This window comes from Kineosporia sp. A_224 (assembly GCF_002198655.1).
Classification (GTDB): Bacteria; Actinomycetota; Actinomycetes; order Actinomycetales; family Kineosporiaceae; genus R-H-3.
Genome location: NZ_MWLN01000230.1, coordinates 1 through 15,904, shown reverse-complemented (window position 1 = coordinate 15,904; position 15,904 = coordinate 1). Strand labels below are relative to the sequence as shown.

Here is a 15,904-nt window from a genome sequence, read left to right as displayed (position 1 = left end):
GCTCAGACCTCCTGCGCCGCAACGGCTGCGGCCTGCTCGGGCAGCGCCGCCGCGGCCGCCGCGACGGCCGGGCGCGGGTCGCCGCCGGGGTACCAGGTGAAGTACGCCTCCATGGTGTGGAAGAGGTCGAGGTTGTCGAAGTAGTCCGCGGTGACGCCCTCGCCCGCGACGCCCATCATGAGCATGAAGTCCATGAAGCCCTGCGTCGCGTTGCCGGGCTCGAGGAGGTTCTCGATCGTCACCTCGCCGAGGCAGCGCTCGATGTCGCCGGTGCGGATCCACTCGACGGCCTTCGCGTCGAACTCCGGGTCCGGGCCGTGCGGGCCGAACTGGCGCGGGCCGCCGAGCTCGAGGGACAGGTGCCCGGTGCCGATGATGGCGACCCGCTTGTCGCTCGGCCAGGACTCGACGAGGTCGCGCAGCGCCTGCCCGAGCTGGACGAACCGCTTCGGCTGCGGCAGCGGCGGCGCGAAGATGTTCGTGTAGACCGGCACGACGGGCAGGTCGTTCTGCGGGCGCAGCGTGATGATCGGGCAGGTGACGCTGTGGTCCAGGCGCAGCTCGTTGCTGAACGCGAGGTCGAAGCCGGTGTCCAGGCCGCCGCGCAGGATGTGCCCGGACAGGTCACGGTCGCCCTGCATGTGCATCCGCGGCAGGCCGAACTCGCGCTCCTCGTTGTACCAGTTCGCGTCGTACTGCTCGGCGTGACCGACGAGGAACTGCGGCATGTTGTCGAGCCAGAACTGGTGGAAGTGGTCGCTGCCCACCAGCAGCAGGACGTCCGGCTCGGCGACGGTGAGCGTCTCCCGGAAGGCCTCGATCTTCGTCTGCCACACGTCCGCGAAGGGCGGCCGCTCGGCGCCCGTCGACGTGCTCGCCTTGTAGTAGAACGGATGGTGCGTCGACGCGATGACTGCGGCGATCTCTGCCATCGGAACTCCTCGGTCCGGAACGGGTTCTGGGTGGGGGGAGGGCGCAGGGACGGTCAGGGGCCGGGCGGGACCGACGTCGCGGCCTGCTCGACGTGCAGGTAGATGTCCATGCCGACCGGACGCCGGCGTTCCTCGGCGAGCTGGCCGAGCAGACCGGCGGTGCGGGCGAGGAGCGCGAAGCCGCGCAGCAGCTCCACGGGCAGCCCGAGGTCGGCGAGCGCGGCACCGCAGACGCCGGCGCCGTTGAGCGGCAGCCACCGGCCGAGCACCTGCTCGTGCACCCGGCCGACCGCCTCGAAGAGCGACAGGTGCGGCCCGAAGAGACCTTCCTCGCGGGCGATCTCGAACAGCCGCGGCGTGCGCGGGTCGCCGTCCTTGTGCACCGGGTGCCCCAGGCCCGGGACGAACCGCTTCGCGGCACGGGCGTCCCGGACGGCGGCCAGGGCGAGCGCGTCCCAGCCCGCATCGTCCGTCGGCAGCGTTCCCCCGGCGGCGAGGTGCGCGGCGAGGACGCCGTCGAGGAACGTCCCGCAGTCCTCGGTGACGCCGAGGAACCGCGACCCGCCGCCGAGCAGGCCGGCCGCGAGCGCACCCTGGAGAGAGTCCGGCGCGGACAGGTACGTCATCCGGGCGGCGATCGCCGTCGGCGTGAAGCCGTGGTCGGCGAGCGCGACGAGCACGGACTCGAGGACCCGCACCTCGCCGGCCGTCGGGCGGCGCTGCGTGACGAGCCAGAACGCGAGCTCGCCGAACCCGACCGTGCCCATGAGGTCGGCCGCGAGGTCCTGCCCGAGGAGGGTGATCGAGTCCCGGGTCGAGGCCCCCAGTGCTGTCGGGTAGGACGGCGTCGTGTCGTGGCTCACCGCTGCTCCTCCTCCTCGACGTCCTGCACGTCCTGCACGTCCTGCACCTCCTGGGCCAGCCACGCGCGGATCTCGGCCCCGTGCTCGTCGAGCCCCGGCGGCGGCAGGACGTACCGCGGCGGCGTGGCCGACAGCCGGATCGGGTTGCGGATCGAGCGGCGCTGCGCGCCGTCCGGGCCGAGCGCCACGACCGGGTCGAGGCCGAGGCTCTCGGCGAAGGCGACGCCGTCGTCCACGGTGTTGATCGGGCCGCAGGGGACGCCGGCGCCGATGAGCAGGTCGAACCACTCCTGCTTGCCGCGGGTCGCGAGCCGTTCGAGCAGGAGCGGGCGCAGCGCCTCGCGGTTCGCGGTCCGGTCGGCGTTCTTCGCGAAGCGCGGGTCGTCCGCGAGCGCGGGCACCTCGAGGACGCCGCACATGACGCGGAACTGGCGGTCGTTGCCGACCGCCACGATGAGGTCGCCGTCCGCGGTGGGCAGCGGCTCGTAGGGGAAGACGCTCGGGTGCGCGTTGCCCATCCGGTACGGCACGGTGGTGGAGTTCACGACCGTCGAGGTGTGGTTCACCAGGCCGCTCAACGCGGACGCCATGAGGTTGACCTCGACGTTCTGGCCCTGCCCCGTCACCTCGCGGTGCCGCAGCGCGGCGAGGATGCCGATCGTCGCGTGCATGCCCGTCATGACGTCGAAGACGGAGATCCCGGCACGGTACGGCTCGCCGTCCGGGGAGCCGGTGAGGCTCATGAGCCCGGAGATCGCCTGGACGATGAGGTCGTAGCCGGGCAGCGCCGCCCCCTTGCCGGCGCCGAAGCCGCTGATCGAGGCGTACACGACCCCGGGGTTGTCCGCGCTGACGTCCGCGTAACCGAGGCCGAACCGGGCCAGCCCGCCGGGCTTGAAGTTCTCGACGACGACGTCCGCGCGGCGGGCGAGCTCGCGGGCCGCGGCGCGGTCGGTGTCGTCCTTGAGGTCGAGGACGACGGACCGCTTGTTCCGGTTGACCCCGAGCCAGTACGTGGAGACGTCGTCGTCGGTCGTCGGGGGCTTCCACCCCCGGGTGTCGTCGCCGTCGGCGCTCTCCACCTTGACGACGTCGGCCCCGAGGTCGCCGAGGAGCATGGTGCAGTACGGCCCGGCGAGGACGCGGGAGAAGTCGGCGACGAGCAGGCCCGCGAGCGGGCCGGTGTTCTCCGGGCCGTGCTGCTCGGGGCCGTCCTGCTCGGGGCTGTCCTGCTCGGGCTCGGACTGGTGGGGCACGGAACCGTCTCCTTGCGTGTGCTGGGGCGTGACGCCGTCCGCCCGACGTCGTCGGCGGGCGGACGGCGGGCCCGTGGCCGGCCGTGCGGAGGTTCGGGCTACTCCTGGCCGTGCGTGCTGCCGGACGCGAAGTCCGTGTACTGGTACGGGTTGTCGAGCACCTTGGTCTCCGGCACGTCGGGGTTCATCCCGCTGCGCCAGGCGTCCCCGAGGTTCGACTGCAGGAACTCGATCGTCCCGGCGACCTCCTGCTTCGCCGTCGCGAGGGTGTCGCCGTCGACGAGGCGGCCGTCGGCCTTGACGACCCGGCCGTCGACGACGACGGTGTGGACGTCGCCGCGCTGGGCCTGGAACACCACGTGCCCGTAGGGGTTGAGCACCGGGAACATCGCGGGCGAGGCGTCGTTCTTGATGAGCACGACGTCGGCCTTCTTGCCCTTCTCCAGGCTGCCGACGAGGTGGTCCATGCCGAGCGCCTTGGCCCCGCCGCGGGTCGCCCAGTCGACGACCTGCTCGGCGCGCAGCGCGTGGTGCGTCACCGTCTCGGACTTCGCGTGCGCCTCGAGGTGCTCGCGCGAGCGGTCGGCCGACAGCGTCGTGCGCATGGCGGAGAACAGGTCCCCGCTCCACCACACGCTCGTGTCCATCGACAGCGACACCGGGATGCCGTACTTGCGCAGCGTCCAGGTGGGCGGGTAGCCCTGCCCGGCGCTCTGCTCGCTCTCGGTCGAGACCGAGACCGACCCGCCGCTCGCGGCGATCCGGTGGTACGAGTCGGCACTGAGCGTCGCCGAGTGCACGTAGATCGTCTTGCGGTTCGCGAAGCCGTTGTCGTGGATGAGCCGGATGCTGTCGTCGCCGGTCGCGCCCCAGACCCCGGAGTGCGTCGAGACCGCGACGTCGAGGTCGCGGGCGACCTCGAACGCGGCGCGCTCCGGGAACGCCGGGTCCCCGGTGACGTCGAAGGCCATCTGGAAGCCGAGGCGGTCACCCTTGCCGTCGATCCGGCGGCGGTAGAAGTCGCCGAACTCCGGCGCGGTGGACCAGTTCCAGGGGCCGTCCTGGATGTTGCCGTAGCCCAGGACCCAGCGGCCGGGGACGGCCTCGAGCGCGTCGACGGCGGCGTCGGCGTGGTCGACGCTGCGCAGGCCGTGCGACCAGTCGACGGTCGTCGTGACGCCGGCGTCGAGGGCCTCGACCGCGCCGAGCAGGTTGCCGGCGTGGATGTCCTCGGGGCGGAAGATCTTGCCCCACTCGAGGTAGTACCAGACGAAGTACTGCGTGAGGCTCCAGTCGGCGCCGTAGCCGCGCATGGCGGTCTGCCACAGGTGGCGGTGGGTGTCGACCATGCCGGGCATGACGATGCCGCCCGACGCGTCGATCTCCAGGGCGCCGTCGGGGGCGGCGAGCCCGACCCCGACCTCGGCGATGCGGTCGCCCACGACGAGGACGTCGGCGCCCTCGAGGACGGTGTGCGCGTCGTCCATGGTCAGGACGAGGCCGTTGCGGAACACGATCGGACGGGGGCTGCCATCCGCTGCAGTCATCGGGTTGCTCCTGGGGTCGACACTGACCGGGCTGTGGACCGAGAGGGCGCACGGACAACCGTCCGCTCTACGGACACGACGTGCTCCGCGTCACTCTCATCTCCACGGGCCATGGTGTCAAGACGGCCCTGCAGCGGTGTTTCCGGCACGCCGCCGTTGTTACTCTCCCTGCCATGGCGCGCGAGCGGACCGGACCGGACTTCATCGAGGCGCTCGCGCGCGGCCTCGACGTCATCACGGCTTTCCGCCCCGGCGTCCCGGTGATGTCGCTGTCGGCGGTCGCCGCGGCGACCGGGCTGGCCCGACCGACGGCCCGCCGGATCCTCCTCACGCTCGAGGAGCTGGGCTACGTCCGCCAGACGGACACCGGTTTCAGTCTGACCCCCCGGGTGCTCGACCTCGGGGTGACGTACATGCGGTCGCTCGGGCTGTGGGACGTCGCGCGCCCGCACGTCGAGGCGCTCGTCGCGCAGACCGGCGAGTCGTCGTCCATGGCCCAGCTCGACGGCTCGGACATCGTCTACGTCGCGCGGGTCGCCGTCCCGAAGATCATCACGCTCGCGGTGACGATCGGCACCCGCTTCCCCGCGCTGCAGACCTCGCTCGGCAAGGTGCTGCTCGCCGACCTGCGGGCCGACGCGCTCGACGAGGTGCTCGCGCAGCCGACCCGCTCCGGCCTCGTGCCGCGGTGGCAGCCTGACCGGGACGAGCGCGACGAGGCGCTGCGGGAGGTCCGGGCGCGCGGGTGGGCGCTCACCGACGAGCAGCTCGCACCGGGGATCCGCTCGGTCGCGGCCCCGCTGCGCGACGGGTCCGGCCGGGTCGTCGCGGCGCTCAACGTCACGGTGCACGCCGCGGAGACCCCGCTCGAGGTGCTCCTCGAGGAGCACCTGCCGCTGCTGCTGCGGACGGCGAGCGCCGTGAGCGAGGACTGGGCGCGGTTCGCCGCCCTGCCCGAGGTGGTCACGAGCGCCTGACGGGTCAGCGTGAGGGGCCGCGTCAGGGGTTGGGCACGAGCACGTCGCGCACGAGCGCCTCGAGGTCGTTGTTCGCCGCGAGGAACTGGCGCAGCGTCTTGCGGGTCGCGCCGAAGGCGTCGAACTCCTCGACCGTCATGCCGTCCGGCTCGTACGCGGCCCGGAACTCCGGCAGCGCGGCGAGCAGCGCCGCGACGACGGCCGCGTCGACCGGGATGTCGATGCGCGGCGCCGGCTCGATCCCGGACGCGTTGAGCCGGACCTGCCAGCCGTAGGGCGGGGAGATGACGACGTCGCCGCCGACGAGCTCCGACCAGTGCATGTGGTTGCGGAAGGCGGCCGAGAGCAGGCGGGTGCGGTAGCCGCGCTCGCCGTAGATCCGGTACGCCTGCTTGAAGGCCGCGACGCCGGCCCACTCGTAGTAGCCGGGGTCCAGGACGACGCCGCGCCGGTCCGCCGCGGCCTTCATCCAGTCGTCGAGGCGGCCGACCATGATCGTGCACACCGGGCCCATCGACGCCGTGTCGAGCCCCTCGGCGTCGCGCCGGCGCAGCCCCGCCTCGACCGCCTCCGCGACCGCGAGCGCCTGCGGCACGGTGAAGGAGACCGTCGCGTTGACAGACACCCCGCGGTAGGTGACCTCCTCGATCGCGGCGATCCCGGCCGCCGTGGCGGGGATCTTGACGATGACGTTCGGCGCGAGCCCGTGGAAGTGCACGGCCTGCTCGACGAGTGCGGCGGTGTCGCGGTGGAAGCGGGGGTCGGTCTGGATCGAGAGCCGCCCGTTGCGGCCCGCATGCTCGGCGAACGCCGGCTCGAGCAGCCGGGCCGCCTCGATCGACAGCTCCTCGACGACGGCCCACCCGAGCGCGTCCTCGGTCGCCGTCGGCCGCTGATCGGCGAGCTCGGCGATCCGCGCCGTCCAGCGCGGGAGGTCGGCCTTGATGGCCGCGAGCGCGATGACCGGGTTGCACGTCGCACCGACGGCACCCCAGCCGAGCGCGGCCGAGAGCTCCTTCGGGTCCGCGGAGTCGTTCCAGAGACAGGTCCGCGTCTCGCGCGCCATCCGCAGCAGCGGGGACGCCGCGGCGTCGGCGGCACCGGGTGTGCCGGCGGTGCTCTGGGACAGGGTCTGCGTCATCGTCGCTCTCCTCGGGAGTCACCGACGCACTCGTGCCGGTTGTTGGAATGTTAGGACATAGTCGGGGCGACGCCAAGAGGACGCCGTCCTGTGGTGAAGGAAGAACCCCAAAATCTGATCTAGAGGTGCTTCTGACACCAAAGGTGGCCTCTGGCGCCTGGTGCACACGCGCAGGGCGGCCATCGTGAGGTGCAGGAGCCGCCAGATGTCGAGCGGTGGCGTGCACACCCCGCCAGAGGTCGAGAGGCACGTGGACGGCGCCGCCCGCGACCGAGTCCGCCGTACCCACCGCCCCGCACGACCTGCTCTGGCAGACTCACCGTGCTCTGGACGAGATCGTCACATCGTCCGTCGGCAGGCGGGCCCGGGGAACAGGAACGACTGATGCGGTGGACCACCACCCGCGTGCGCTGGACGACCGGCGCGGCCCTGACGTCGGTCACCGCCGTCGCGCTCGCCACGACCGGCACCGTCGGGGCGCAGGCCGCGCCGCCCGCCCCGCGGCCGGCGGCCCCTGAAACGACCGCCGCTGCGACGTCCACCGCCGCGACGACCGCCGCCGCCGCGCCGTCCCTCGCCGCCGGGTCGTCGCCGGCCGCCGGCACCGCGCACGGCTCCCGCGCCCTGCGCGAGCGTGGCCGGCTCGGCCGCCCGGCGCCGTCGGACTCGGTCGTCGTCGTCCGCTTCAAGAGCGGCGTGAACCCGGCGGCGGCAGTCGGCGCGCCGGCCTACGCCTCCGCGCTGCGTGCGCACCGGGCGACCCGGGCGGCCGCCGCACCCGCCCTCGGCGCGATGACGTACGACGTCCCGACCGCGCAGGCCGCGGCCTTCGTCGCGTCGATGAAGGCGCGGCCGGACGTCGTGGACGTCCGCACCGCGGTGCCGACCTCGCTCCTCTTCACACCGAACGACCCGCAGTACGCGACCCAGCAGGCCGCGTACCTGACGAAGATCGCCGCCCCGGGCGGCTGGGACTACACCGGCGGCAAGTCCGCTGTGCGGATCGCGGTGGTCGACACCGGGGTGGACGTCGGCCACCCCGACCTCTCGACGAAGATCGCCGGCTCCTACAACGCCGTCGACGGCTCGGCGAACGTCACCGACACGACCGGGCACGGCACGTTCGTCGCCGGCGCCGCGGCCGCCGCGACGAACAACAAGGTCGGGATCGCCGGGGTCGGCGGGAACACCCAGATCCTCGCCGTCAAGGTCGAGGACTCCGCGGGCCGGATCCTCGACTCCTACATCGTCAACGGGATCGACTGGGCCGTCGCGCACGGCGCCGACGTCATCAACCTCAGCCTCGGCCGCGAGGGCGTCTCGGTGCCGTCCGAGGCCGCCGCCGTCAAGCGGGCCCAGGACGCCGGCGTCCTCGTCGTGGCGGCCGCCGGCAACTCGGGCCAGGAGGGCAACCCCGTCTTCTACCCGGCCGCCTACCCGGGCGTCGTCTCGGTCGGTGCGACGGACGCCAAGGGCCACCGCGCGTGGTTCTCCGAGCACGGCAGCTGGGTGACGATGGCCGCGCCCGGCATCGCGATCCGCGGCACGACGCCGCGCGCCGGCAGCGACCTGTTCCCCGCGAGCTACTCCGACGGCGAGGGGACGTCGTTCGCGTCCCCGCTCGTCGCCGGCGCGGCGGCCCTGCTCTGGGCCCGCTCCCCCGGCGCGACCTACGCGCAGGTGCGGCAGGCCCTCGTCGCGGGCGCGCACGGCTACGCCGGTCTCGGGCTCGGCAGGGGCCAGCTCGACGTCGCGCGGTCGCTGTCCCTCGTCGTCCCCTCGACGAAGCCGACGGTGACCGCCCCGGCGGCCGGCGCGACCGTCCGCGGCGCGACCGCGTTCACCGCGAAGAACGGCATCGTCAAGGCCAAGGTCGGCTGGTACGTCGACGGCACCCGGGTGGCTCTCGTCGCCTCCGGTGCGACGTACACGTGGACGCCGAACGGCTGGGCCGCCGGCAGCCACACCGTAGAGGCCCGGGACTGCACGGCGGCCGGGGTCTGCGCCGCGACCGGGACGACGCGCACCGTGACACTGAACCAGGCCCGGCCGACGCTCACCCGGCCCGTCGCCGGCCCGGTCTCGGGCGCCGTGACGGCCGCGGCGACCGCACCGGCGGGCGGCGGGGTCGCGATCCTCGTCGACGGCACGAAGGTCGCGTTCGACGGCACGGCGCCGTTCGCGCCGGTCTTCACCATGAGCCCCTTCGCCGACGGCAGCCGCACCGTCGAGGCCGTCGTCTGCAACGCCTCCGGCAGCCGCTGCGCCGGCCCGCGCTCGACCGCCGTCACCGTCACCTCGACGTCCCTGCACCCGACGACCGGCACCGTGACGAACCCCGTCCTCAGCCCGAACGGCGACGGCCGCAAGGACACCACGGTCGTGCGGTACACGCTCGACCGCGCCTCGACGGTGAAGTACGCCGTCGTCGACGCGGCCGGCACGACCGTCCGCTCGGCCGTCGTCGCCGCGCCGCAGGCCGCGGGGAGCCACACCTTCACCTGGAACGGGAAGAAGAACGACGGCACGGTCGCCGCCGGCGGCACCTACCAGGTGCGGGTCAGCACCACCGATCCGTCGCAGCCGGCCCTGCGCGGCATGACGACGGCGTCCGTGCGGGTCGACCGGACGGCGCCGAAGCTCACCGGTGTCACCGCCGGCGGAGCCACGTTCTACCCCGTCGTCGACGCGTACAAGGACACCTTCGCGCCCCGGGTCACGGTGAGCGAGAAGGCGACCGTGAGCCTCACCGTGCGCAACGCGGCCGGGACGGCGGTCCGCACGATCTCGGCCGGGCAGCGGACCGGCACCGTGAGCATCGCCTGGAACGGCAGGAACACCGCCGGGGCGCTCGTCCCCGCCGGCAGGTACACCTGGCGCTTCACGGTGACCGACCTCGGCAGCAACCGGACGGCGAGCGCGGTCGCCGCGGTGACCGTCTCCCGGCTGAAGGTCGTCGCCGCGACGGTGACGAAGTCGCTCAGCGGCTCCAAGGCCTACGACTGGGGCGGCACGGCCTCGTGCGCCACGGTCGTGAGCGCCACGTCCACCTACGCCCCGACGGGGCGGTGGCTCAAGAACAACTGCGCGACGTCGGCGTCCGAGAACGCCCTCGCCTGGTTCTCGTTCACCGTGCCGGCGGCGGTCCGGTACAAGACCTTCAAGATCACCACGACGGGCCGGTCGCACTCCGCGCCCGCCACCGTCGGTGCCGGGGTCTTCAGCACCCAGACGAACGAGTACGACGTGACGCCGCTGAAGAGCGTGTCGGGGACCGCCACCCAGACCGTGACGCTCGGGACGATCAGCGGTCCGGGGCACGCACCGGGCTCGAAGGTCGACGTGGTCGTCTATGTACCCAACGTCACCGCCCCCCTCACGGACTGGGACATCAAGAGCCTCTCGGTGACCGTGACGTACGACCATCTGGGCTGACCGGCGTCCGACCGGGTCAAGACCGCACTAAGAGCGACCGCGACCCGGATCTCCTGTGGCAGACTGCGCCCGCTCGGGACGAGCACAGGACGTCCGGCGTGCGCCGCGCGGGACACGGGGAACGGATCGCCGCATGCGCTGGACACCTCTGACCACCCGCGCCCTCGCCGGGGTGGGTGTGACCTCACTGCTCGTGACCGGTGCGGCCGTCGGCGCGCAGGCCGGGCTGCGGCCCGCCGCGACGTCAGGCGCTGCCGCCACCGCGTCGGCCCCGGCCGCCCCCGCGGCCGCCGGTCCGGCTGCTGCCGCCGACGGCAGCGCCGCCGCGGGCACGGCCCGCAAGCACACCCCGACCGCCGCGCTCGCCGGCCTCGGCCGGCTGCGCACCGGCCCGGCCGGCCGGACGATCGTCACCGTGAAGTTCCGCAAGGGCGTCAAGGCGTCCTCCGCGACCGGCGCGTCGGCGCTGGCGTCGACGGCGCGCGGCCACGGTGCGACGAAGCGGTCCGTGGCGGCGGGTGCCGGTGCTGCCACGTACACCGTGCCGAACGCCGACGTCGACGCCTTCCTCGCCGCCATGGCTGCCCGGCCCGAGGTCGCCGCCGCGACGCGCGCGCACCTGTTCGCCCCGCTCGTCACGCCGACGGACACCGACTTCGCGACGCAGCAGAAGACCTACCTCACCTCGATCGCGGCACCGACCGGCTGGGACTACGGCCTCGGCAGCGCCTCGGTGAAGATCGCCGTCGTCGACACCGGCGTCGACGTCGGGCACCCGGACCTCGTGGGCAAGGTCGTCGACCAGTACGACACCGTGACGGACACGACGGACGTCACGGACGGCGTCGGCCACGGCACCTTCGTCGCCGGCGTCGCCGCCGCGGCGACGAACAACGCCAAGGGGATCGCCGGCGTCGGCTTCAACAGCAGCATCGTCGCGGTGAAGGTCGCCGACGCCGACGGCTTCATGTCGGACGTCGACGTCGCCGAGGGCATCCGCAAGGCGGCCGACCTCGGCGCCAAGGTCATCAACCTCTCGCTCGGGTCGAGCAGCTCGGACACCGCGACCTCCTCCGCCGTCGCCTACGCGCAGAGCCAGGGCGCCCTCGTCGTCGCCGCCGCCGGCAACTCCGGCCAGGAGGGCAACCCGAAGTTCTACCCCGCCGCCTACCCGGGCGTCCTCTCGGTCGGCGCCACGGACGCCAAGGGCCACCGCGCCTGGTTCAGCGAGCACGGCACGTGGGTCTCGATGGCCGCCCCCGGCATCAACATCCGCGCGACGACGCCGCGTGTGCTCGACCCGGTCCTGTCGATCTGGGCCAAGCCGAACTACGACAACGGCAACGGGACGTCGTTCGCGGCGCCGATGGTCGCCGGTGCGGCGGCGCTGCTCGCCGCCCGGGCACCCGGTGCGACCGCCGCGCAGATCAAGGCCGCGCTCGTCTCCACGGCGCACGGCTACACGCCGAGCTACGGGCTCGGGAAGGGTCAGCTCGACGTCGCGAAGGCGATGGCGGCGATCGTGCCGACCACGACGCCGACGATCAGCTTCCCGGCGGACGGCGCCACGGTCACCGACAGCACGAGCTTCAAGGCCACGGTCGGCCAGGCCAAGGCGAAGATCGCCTGGTACGTGGACGGCGTCCGGGTCGGCATCGTGACCTCGAACACCGAGCTCATCTGGATGACGGCCGGGTGGACCGACGGCCCGCACACCGTGCAGGCGCGCGGCTGCAGCGCCACCGGGGTCTGCGCGGCAACCGGCCCGTCCATCAGCGTGACCTCGGTGACGACACCGCCGGTGCTCGCCAAGCCCCTCGAAGGCGCGACCGTCAACGGGTGGACCTCCTCCCTGATCCAGGGCGGCGTCAGCAACGTGTACGCCGTCTACGTGGACGGCACCAGGCTCCTCGTCTCGGGAGGGCCCGCCGGCCCGACGACGGACACCACGCCGACGAACACCCCGGAGCTCAACCTCAGCGCGCTGGCGCCCGGCAGCCACACGATCGAGGTCGCGAACTGCGACGCGACGGGCACCCGCTGCGCGAGCCCCCGGTCGGCCCCGGTGCACGTCACCTCGACCGCCATCAAGCCCGTCGCGGGCGCCGTGACCAACCCTGCCTTCAGCCCGAACGGCGACGGCGTCAAGGACACGACGACGATCCGTTACACGGTCCCGTCGATCAAGACCGGGACGATCTCCTTCGTCGACCCCGACGGCAACAGGACCGTCCGCGCCGTGGCCCTGGGGACCAAGGCGGCGGGCACCTACACCTACACGTGGAACGGCAAGGCCACCGACGGCACGATCGGCCCGATGCGGAACTTCCTCGTGCGCATCACGGCGACCGACGCCACCGGCGTGCGCGGCCTCGCGGTCACCCGCACGCGGCTCGACGTCGTCGCACCGACGCCGACCGTCCAGGCCGGGACGCTGACGACGTTCTACCCCGTGGTCGACACCTACAAGGACACCTTCCCGGTCAGGTTCTCCCTGAGCGAGAAGGCAACGGTGACCCTGACCGTCAAGAACGCGGCCGGGACCACCGTCCGCTCGATCAGCGCCGCCAAGACGGGCGTGGGGATCGAGTCGCTCGTCTGGAACGGCCGCAACGCCGCCGGAGCCCTCCTGCCCGCGGGCACCTACACGTGGCGCCTCACCTCCACCGACGCCGCGGGGATGAAGCGGGTGAGCGTCGCGAAGAAGATCGTCCTCTCCAAGAAGAAGCTCACGACGTTCACCAAGGTCGTCTCCAAGGGCGGCACCTCGGCCTACGCGATCGGCGCCGGCGCCGCGTGCGTCACGTCGACGCACACGGGCAGCACCTACGCCGCCGGCCTGTGGCTGAAGAACAACTGCCCTAAGACGAACCCGCAGATCGCGGCGGCGTTCTACCACCTCACGGTCCCGGCAGCGGTGTCGTACACCTCGTTCAAGGTCACGACGTCCGGCCGGTCGCACTCGCAGCCCGCCGAGGTGATCGCCGGGATCTACGGCACGCAGATCGACGACTACGACCTGACCTACCCGTCGAAGAAGGTCACCGTCGCGACGACGCAGACCCTCACGATGGGCACGATCACCGGCCCCGGGCACGCGCCGGGCAAGGTCGTCGACCTCGTCGTCTTCGTGCCGAACGACGTGTACGGCCCGCTCACCGACTGGGACGTCCAGACGGCCAAGGTGACGGTCACGTACCGGGCGCTCGCCTAGCAGCACCGCGCACCGCTCCCCGACGGCCCGTCGTCCGGTCACCCCGACCGGACGACGGGCCGTCGCCGTGCGCGACGCCCGTCACGGCGCAGGTCACGAAAGGGCCACGGGCTCAAGCCCCCCGGCCGCCGGTCCGACAACTCTGCGTAGACGGATCCGGCCGCGAGGGGACAGGGATGCACACGCAAGACTCCGGGGACGAGCGACCCGCGGGGCTGCTGCCCGAGGGCGCCCCCGAGGGCGCGGGTGCACCGTCGCACGAGCCGGCGCTGCTGCCCGGCGTCGCCCCCGTGCCGCTGCCCGGGTCCGCCATCGACCGCCGGCACGTCCTGTCGCTCGCCGGCCTCGGCCTGCTCGGTGGCGTCCTCGCCGCGTGCGGCGGGGGTGACGAGGTCGTCGTGCCCGAACGGGTGGACTCCAAGGAGGTCACCCACAAGGAGGGCAAGGAGCGGCTCACCAGCGGCAACGAGCGGTACGTGCACGGCACCCCCGCGCACCCCGACCAGACCCTGACCCGCCGCAAGAAGCTCGGCGAGGGGCAGAAGCCGTTCTGCGCGGTCCTCTCGTGCGCGGACTCCCGGGTGCCCCCGGAGATCGTCTTCGACCAGGGGCTCGGCGACCTCTTCGTCGTCCGCAGCGCCGGGCAGGTCGTCGACGACGCCGTCCTCGGCTCGCTCCAGTTCGGCGTCGCGGAGATCGGCATCCCGCTGCTCGTCGTGCTCGGGCACACGAAGTGCGGTGCGGTCGGCGCCACCGTCGAGCACATCGAGAAGAAGAAGGGCCCGACGGGCACCTCCATCGACGCGCTCGTCGCGGCGATCACGCCCGCGGTCCGCGAGGCGGAGGAGGCCGGGATCGAGTCCGCGGACCTCGCTGCGGCCGTCGTCGAGTTCAACGTCGACCGGGTCGTCAAGCAGCTCGAGAAGTCCAAGATCCTCATGGCCGCGGAGAAGAAGCGCGAGCTGAAGATCCTCGGGGCCGTCTACGACGTCGAGACCGGCGAGGTCGACTTCCTCTGACTGTGAGGGTTGCTCTGTCAGTTCTTCGGTGATGGGCTGACGCCGACCGCGGTGGTTGTGACCCTTCCCCTGACTGGCGTGATGCCTTGGGCGGGACTTGTCCGGCTGCCGTGGTCGGTACCGGCCCGGCCGGAGACGTTGGCCTGATCAGGAGCTTGACCGCCGGTAGCCGCCGACGTGTCCCATCACAGTCCTGCCATCTCCAGACCGGACCGGACCTCGCGTCCCGTCTCGAAGGAGAACGCATGTCCATGCTGGCAGAACTGGTCGAGGTCGTCATCGGCGTCGACACCCACAAGCACACCCACACCGCCGCGGTCGTGGACGCCCGGACCGGCGCGGTGATCGACCGGGTCACCGTCACCGCGGACCCGGACGGCTACACCGAACTGGTCACGGTCGCTGACCGGCACTCGGGATTGCGGGCCTGGGCGATGGAAGGCAGCGGCGGCTACGGCGCAGGCCTGGCCCGACACCTGAGCGACCTGGATGAGATGGTCGTCGAACTGGACCGGCCGGTCCGCCCGGCCCGCCGAGCCGGGGCGAAGTCCGACCTGATCGACGCCGAACGAGCCGCCCGGGACGCCCTGGCCCGGACCAAGCTGGCCCAGCCCAAGACCGGCGCCGAACGCGCCGCCCTGCAGATGCACACCACCGCCCGCCGGGCGGCCGTCGAGGCCGCGAGCGATGCCCAGCGCCAGCTCCACGCCCTGGTCGTCACGGCCCCCGAGGCGGTCCGGGCCCGGTTCCGAGGACGGACCACCCGAGCGATGATCACGGTCGCCGAGCGGCTGCGGCCGCAAGCATCGGCTGCCACTCGAGGTGCTCGAAGCGCCCAACCCAGCACGGGCACGGATGTCGAGGTGCTTGCCGCGCTGCGGGTTCTCAAGGCGCTGGCGGCCCGGATCAGGTTCTTGGAGGCCGAAGCTGCCGCTCACGAGAAGGCGATCCTGGCTCTGGTCCGGTCCTGGCGCCCCGACCTGCTCGCCCTGCGCGGGGTCGGCCCCATCGTCGCGGCCGCCGTGCTGACCGCGTGGTCCCACCCCGGCCGCTGCCGCGATGACGCCGCGTTCGCCATGCTCGCCGGCGCCGCCCCGATCCCGGCGTCCTCCGGGAAGACCACCAAGTACCGGCTCAACCGCTCCGGAGACCGCCAGCTCAACCGCGCCCTGCACACCATCGCCCTCAGCCGCCTGCAGTACGACCCAGCCACCCGCGCCTACGCCGACCGCCGCCGAGCCCAAGGCAAGACCGACCGCGAGATCAAACGCTGCCTCAAGCGCTACATCGCCCGACAGCTCTACCGCCAACTCGAAGCACCATCACCGGCTTGACGAACCATAGGAGCGTCCCGCCCGGCCGGGCGTGACCCGCTCAACCGAGCGTGTCGTCGTCCCCGCCGGGAGCCCGGGCCGGGACCGAGCCCACGACGTCGACGCTGTCCGCCACCGGCCTGCGGCGTCGGGTCGCCCGGCGGGTGAGCCGGCCGGCGCTCGCGGCGATGCTCGGCGACGGGCTGC

At 72.9% G+C, this 15,904-nt stretch carries 10 protein-coding genes; 5 read left to right on the top strand and 5 right to left on the bottom strand.

Features of this window, described 5'->3' with window-relative positions; translation table 11 throughout:
• Positions 1-2: 2 nt before the first annotated feature.
• From EDJALFJO_RS31060 to EDJALFJO_RS31045, 4 genes are all read right to left on the bottom strand, one after another.
• Positions 3-932 (bottom strand): extradiol ring-cleavage dioxygenase, encoded by a 930-nt coding sequence (locus EDJALFJO_RS31060; RefSeq protein ID WP_088290453.1) that lies wholly within the window; start codon positions 930-932, stop codon positions 3-5.
• A 53-nt stretch (positions 933-985) separates the two neighbouring features.
• Positions 986-1,795: a citryl-CoA lyase gene (locus EDJALFJO_RS31055; RefSeq protein WP_088290451.1), complete on the bottom strand. Its 810-nt coding sequence runs from the start codon at positions 1,793-1,795 to the stop codon at positions 986-988.
• Positions 1,792-2,961, bottom strand: coding sequence for a CaiB/BaiF CoA transferase family protein (locus EDJALFJO_RS31050; RefSeq protein WP_369812591.1), 1,170 nt, complete (start codon positions 2,959-2,961; stop codon positions 1,792-1,794). Before EDJALFJO_RS31050 ends, EDJALFJO_RS31055 begins: the two co-directional genes overlap by 4 nt.
• 188 nt (positions 2,962-3,149) lie before the next feature.
• On the bottom strand, positions 3,150-4,598 hold the full coding sequence (locus tag EDJALFJO_RS31045) for an amidohydrolase family protein (protein ID WP_088290447.1): 1,449 nt from the start codon (positions 4,596-4,598) through the stop codon (positions 3,150-3,152).
• Positions 4,599-4,771: 173 nt separating this feature from the next.
• On the opposite strand from EDJALFJO_RS31045, the gene EDJALFJO_RS31040 reads away from it, so the two are divergent.
• Positions 4,772-5,575 (top strand): IclR family transcriptional regulator C-terminal domain-containing protein, encoded by an 804-nt coding sequence (locus EDJALFJO_RS31040; RefSeq protein ID WP_088290445.1) that lies wholly within the window; start codon positions 4,772-4,774, stop codon positions 5,573-5,575.
• A gap of 22 nt (positions 5,576-5,597) precedes the next feature.
• Here the strand turns inward: EDJALFJO_RS31040 and EDJALFJO_RS31035 are convergent, their stop codons facing one another.
• Entirely contained in the window at positions 5,598-6,716 is a 1,119-nt protein-coding gene (locus tag EDJALFJO_RS31035; protein WP_088290443.1) for a transaldolase family protein, read from the bottom strand.
• A 384-nt stretch (positions 6,717-7,100) separates the two neighbouring features.
• Between EDJALFJO_RS31035 and EDJALFJO_RS31030 the strand changes: the two genes are divergently transcribed.
• From EDJALFJO_RS31030 to EDJALFJO_RS31015, 4 genes are all read left to right on the top strand, one after another.
• Positions 7,101-10,151, top strand: coding sequence for a S8 family serine peptidase (locus tag EDJALFJO_RS31030; RefSeq protein WP_088290441.1), 3,051 nt, complete (start codon positions 7,101-7,103; stop codon positions 10,149-10,151).
• Between the two features lie 133 nt (positions 10,152-10,284).
• On the top strand, positions 10,285-13,365 hold the full coding sequence (locus EDJALFJO_RS31025; RefSeq protein WP_088290439.1) for a S8 family serine peptidase: 3,081 nt from the start codon (positions 10,285-10,287) through the stop codon (positions 13,363-13,365).
• Between the two features lie 176 nt (positions 13,366-13,541).
• The gene (locus EDJALFJO_RS31020; RefSeq protein ID WP_088290437.1) at positions 13,542-14,384 is read left to right on the top strand and encodes a carbonic anhydrase; all 843 of its coding nucleotides are present in this window, start codon (positions 13,542-13,544) and stop codon (positions 14,382-14,384) included.
• Positions 14,385-14,629: 245 nt separating this feature from the next.
• On the top strand, positions 14,630-15,718 hold the full coding sequence (locus tag EDJALFJO_RS31015) for an IS110 family transposase (protein WP_088290435.1): 1,089 nt from the start codon (positions 14,630-14,632) through the stop codon (positions 15,716-15,718).
• Positions 15,719-15,904: the final 186 nt, after the last annotated feature.